Source organism: Bradyrhizobium sp. P2_E8 (genome assembly GCF_056403875.1).
Genome location: NZ_JBFUES010000680.1, coordinates 1 through 4,306, shown reverse-complemented (window position 1 = coordinate 4,306; position 4,306 = coordinate 1). Strand labels below are relative to the sequence as shown.

General features: G+C 64.7%; 5 protein-coding genes. 3 read left to right on the top strand and 2 right to left on the bottom strand.

The window, feature by feature from the left end; genetic code table 11:
• The coding region (locus AC1D00_RS29410; protein ID WP_477013078.1) for an FAD-dependent oxidoreductase at window positions 1–104 on the bottom strand (104 nt) is incomplete at its 3' end.
• Window positions 105–263: 159 nt separating this feature from the next.
• On the opposite strand from AC1D00_RS29410, the gene AC1D00_RS29405 reads away from it, so the two are divergent.
• Window positions 264–1,676, top strand: coding sequence for an MFS transporter (locus AC1D00_RS29405; protein WP_477013077.1), 1,413 nt, complete (start codon window positions 264–266; stop codon window positions 1,674–1,676).
• A 129-nt stretch (window positions 1,677–1,805) separates the two neighbouring features.
• Window positions 1,806–2,966 carry an extracellular catalytic domain type 1 short-chain-length polyhydroxyalkanoate depolymerase gene (locus AC1D00_RS29400; protein ID WP_477013076.1) on the top strand — a complete coding sequence of 387 codons (1,161 nt, stop codon included), beginning with the start codon at window positions 1,806–1,808 and terminating at the stop codon, window positions 2,964–2,966.
• A gap of 206 nt (window positions 2,967–3,172) precedes the next feature.
• Here AC1D00_RS29400 and AC1D00_RS29395 read toward each other — a convergent pair whose 3' ends face one another.
• Entirely contained in the window at window positions 3,173–3,841 is a 669-nt protein-coding gene (locus AC1D00_RS29395) for an MBL fold metallo-hydrolase (RefSeq protein WP_477013075.1), read from the bottom strand.
• Between the two features lie 171 nt (window positions 3,842–4,012).
• Here AC1D00_RS29395 and AC1D00_RS29390 point away from each other — a divergent pair.
• Window positions 4,013–4,306 (top strand): alpha-amylase family glycosyl hydrolase (locus AC1D00_RS29390; RefSeq protein WP_477013074.1); only part of this gene is annotated, 294 nt, incomplete at its 3' end.

The following is a 4,306-nucleotide window of genomic DNA, read 5'->3' as shown; positions in this document are numbered from 1 at the left end:
CCCTTCTCCACCACCAGCACGGCCTTGCCGAGCTTGGCGCATTGCACCGCGGCCCGGCGCCCCGACGGGCCCGAGCCGATCACCACCATGTCGTAGTCGTACATCGGAAGACTTCCGAACCCCACGGGACCAGCGGGAACCGATATGCAGCAATCGGGCCAAAGCGGCAAGAAGGCGGCAGGTCCTACCTCGGAGGTAATCGCACCGATGACGCCGATCTGGGAGCATCGCGCGTAAATAAATTCCCGAAGGGCCGCGCGCCGATGCATCAAACCGTCACAAAGCAGATCGATTCGTCGCGCCGCTGGTGGGTTCTCGCCATCGTCGTCGMCGCCCAGTTCATGTTCGGCGTCGACGCTTTCGTGGTCAACGTCGCCATTCCGACCATCGCCATCGATCTGCACGCTACGCCGGCGCAGATCGAATCCGTCATCGCGATCTATCTGATCGCCTATGCCACGCTGGTCGTCACCGGCGGCCGCCTCGGCGACGTCCACGGCACCAAGAACGTGTTCCTGGCCGGTGTGCTCGGCTTCACCCTGACCTCGCTGTGGTGCGGGCTGGCGCAATCAGGCACGGAGCTGATCGTCGCGCGGCTGGCGCAAGGCGCCACCGCCGCGCTGATGGTGCCGCAGGTGCTGGCGACGCTGCATCTGTTGTTCACCGACGAACAGCGCAACCGGGCCTTCGCCGTCTACGGCATCGTGCTCGGGCTTGCGGGCGCCGCGGGCTTCCTGCTCGGCGGCCTTCTCGTCACGCTCGATCTCGCCGGCACCGGCTGGCGCTCGGTGTTCTTCGTCAACGTGCCCTGTGGTCTCCTCATCGCCGGTGCCGCCTGGCGCATCATGCCGTCGGTGCCGCGCCGGGCCGGTACAAGGCTCGACATCAAGGGCAGTGTGGTGCTGTTCGCAGGGCTGTTGTGCCTGATCGGTCCGCTGCTGTTCGGCCACGATGTCGGCTGGGCGCCGTGGCTGTGGGCGGTGATGGCGATCGGTGCTGTGATCCTCGCGGCGTTCCTGAAGCTCGAGCACGCGGTCGGGCGCGCCGGCGGCATGCCGCTGATTGACCTCACGCTGCTGGCGGATGCGGCGTTCCTGCGCGGTCTCGGCGCCGCGTTCTYTTTCTTCCTTGCCAATCTCTCGTTCTACTTCGTCATGACGCTGTTCATGCAGCGCGGCCTGAAGATTCCGCCGCTCGAAGCCGGCATGGTCTTCGTTCCGCTTGCGCTCGCCTTCGTCGTGGCCTCGCGTCACAGCGGCGCGCGGGCGCGCCATCGCGGCACCAAGGTGTTGATCGAGGGATGCGCGGTTCAGATCGCCGGTCTCGCCGCGCTTGCGCTTGTCGCAGTCTATGTCGACGCGCCGACGCCGATCGGGCTTGCGCTCACCTTGATCATCTTCGGCTACGGTCAGGGCCTGGTGATGGCGCCGCTGTCCGGCGCGGTGCTCTCGACCGTGAAGCCCGTCGCCGCAGGCTCGGCATCCGGCATGTACGGCACCATTGCGCAGATCGGAAATGCGGCCGGAGTGGCCGCAATCGGCGCGATATTCTTCGCGATCGAATCATTGCAATCACCGCGCGCAGGATTTCTCGTCTCGCTCGCGCTGTTTGTGACATTAATCATGATCTGCGCCGCATTTCTGGCGTGGATGCGCCGCGCATTTGCACGAAGTTGAGGCATTGCGGTTAATGCGTGCGGATTCTCCGTGAATTTCTGGTAATTGACAGCACACACACTTTTCATTTTGCAGTGCAGCAACTATCTGGTTTGGCTGAACGTTGAATGTCGCCTGCCAGGAGTTGCCGTGTCCCTCGCCAGAAATGTCGATCTCTTGAGACGTCTGCCAAAGGTGGACGGTCTGCGCTTTGCCGACTTCGGCCGCAGCGCGGATGCGTCCAGTCCGTTGTCGGAAGTCACGGACTTCGGTGACAATCCCGGCAATCTTCGCATGTTCGCGTTCGCGCCGGCGCAGCTGCAGATGCCGCGCGCGCTCGTCGTCGTGCTGCATGGCTGCGGCCAGACCGCAGCTGCTTACGATCTCGGCGCGGGCTGGTCGACGCTCGCACGGCACTACGGCTTCGCGCTGTTGATGCCCGAGCAGCAGCGCGTCAACAACGGCAACACCTGCTTCAACTGGTTCAATCCGGAAGACACCGCGCGCGACAGCGGCGAGGCGCGCTCGATCCGCGAGATGATCGCGCATATGGTCAAGACGCACCGCATCGATTCCCGGCGCGTCTTCATCACCGGCCTCTCCGCCGGCGGCGGCATGACATCGGTGATGCTCGCGACCTATCCGGACGTCTTCGCGGCCGGCGCGGTGATCGCAGGCTTGCCCTATGGCATCGCCTCGAATTTGCGCGAGGCGCTGGACGGCATGTTCCATTCGCCGGCGCGTCCCGCGCGCGAGCTCGGCGATCTCGTGCGCAACGCTTCCGATTATCGCGGCCCCTGGCCGAAGATGTCGGTGTGGCACGGCAGTGCCGACCGCACCGTCAATCCCGGCAATGCCAACGAGATCGTCAAGCAGTGGCTCGATCTGCATGACCTGCCCGACGTGCCGATGGCCGAGACCCATGTCGACGGCTATCCCCGCCAGGCCTGGTGGAACAAGGACGGCGAGACGCTGGTCGAGTCCTATGCCATCACCGACATGGCGCATGGCACGCCGCTTGGGCTAGCCGACAACGACCAGCGCTATGGCGTCGAGGGCGCGTTCCTGATCGAGGCCGGCATCTCCTCGTCCTATCACATCGCAAAGTTCTTCGGCCTGACCGGCTGGATTCCGGACGCGGCGAAGAAGAAGGCGGAGGCAAAGCCGGCGCTGACGCCCGCGCCGCATCTGGCCCGCTCGATCCGCGCTGCTGTCGCCGAACCGGCCGAGCCGAAGCGCGAGGACGCCCGCGGCTTCGACCTCGGCCAGATCATCACGCGCGCGCTGACCGCCGCGGGGTTGATGAAGTAAACCCCAGCCGTCGTCCCGGACAAGCGCGCCTCGAGCGCGCGCCGATCCGGGACCCATAGCCACAGGACAAAGTTTGGCGCGAAGKCGCAACGCCGAGTCCCCGTAACCACATCTCCCTGTGGCTAAGGGTCCCGGATCTGCGCTAACGCTTGTCCGGGATGACAGCAGAGTTTGTGGTGACGCCGGCGCATCGCTGAATAGAGAACCTACATCTCGCCGGTGATGAACGGATTGGTCATCCGCTCCTGGCCGATGCTCGAGCCTGCGCCGTGGCCGCAGATGAAGCCGACGTCATCGCCGAGCGGCAGCAGCTTGGTCTTAATCGAGTCGATCAGCGTCGCGTGACTGCCGCCGGGCAGGTCGGTGCGGCCGACCGAGCCTGCGAACAGCACGTCGCCGACATGGGCAAATCGTAATTCCTTGTTGAAGAACACCACGCTGCCGGGCGAATGGCCGGGGCAGTGCAGAATGTCGAACTGCAAGCCGCCGATCGACACGGTGTCGCCCTCCTCCAACCAGCGGTCCGGCGCGAAATTGCGCACGCYGGTCATGCCGAAGCGCGCGCCGCTCTCCACCACATTGTCGAGCAGGAACTTGTCGGCGGCATGCGGACCCTCGATCGGCACCTTCAGCGCATCGCGTAACTCCGCGGCGCCGCCGACATGGTCGATATGGCCGTGGGTCAGCCAGATCTTCTCCACGGTGACGCCGGTCTGCTTGATCGCGTCCAAAATCTTCGGCACGTCGCCGCCGGGATCGATCACCACGGCCTTCTTGCCGGGCTCGTCCCAGATGATGGTGCAGTTCTGCTCGAACAGCGTCACGGGGACGATGATCGCGCCGGCCTTGGCTTTGGTGTCATTTTGCTCGGTCATGGCGCCACAATGCCGATTTTTGCCATGCCGCCAAGCAAAAGATTCGTGGCCCGGGCCCGGAACGGCCGCCTCGGCCGTCACACGGCCGTCCCAATTCGCCTGCTGGTTTGAACCGGGGGCGTTGCTTCCGCGTTCTCTCGCGCGAGGCAGTTTTTAGGTGGGTTCTCCGACATGGCGCAGGGCGAGGTGAATTGGTGGCGCGACGGCATCTTCTATCAGGTCTATCCGCGCTCTTTTCAGGACAGCGACGGTGACGGCGTCGGCGATCTCGCCGGCATCTTGCGGCGGCTGCCTTACGTGAAGTCGCTCGGCGTCGACGCGATCTGGCTGTCGCCGATCTTCTCTTCGCCGATGGCCGATTTCGGCTACGACATCTCCGACTATACCGGCATCGATCCGTTGTTTGGCACGATGGCGGATTTCGACGCGCTGCTCACTGCCGCGCACGAGAACGGTCTGAAGCTG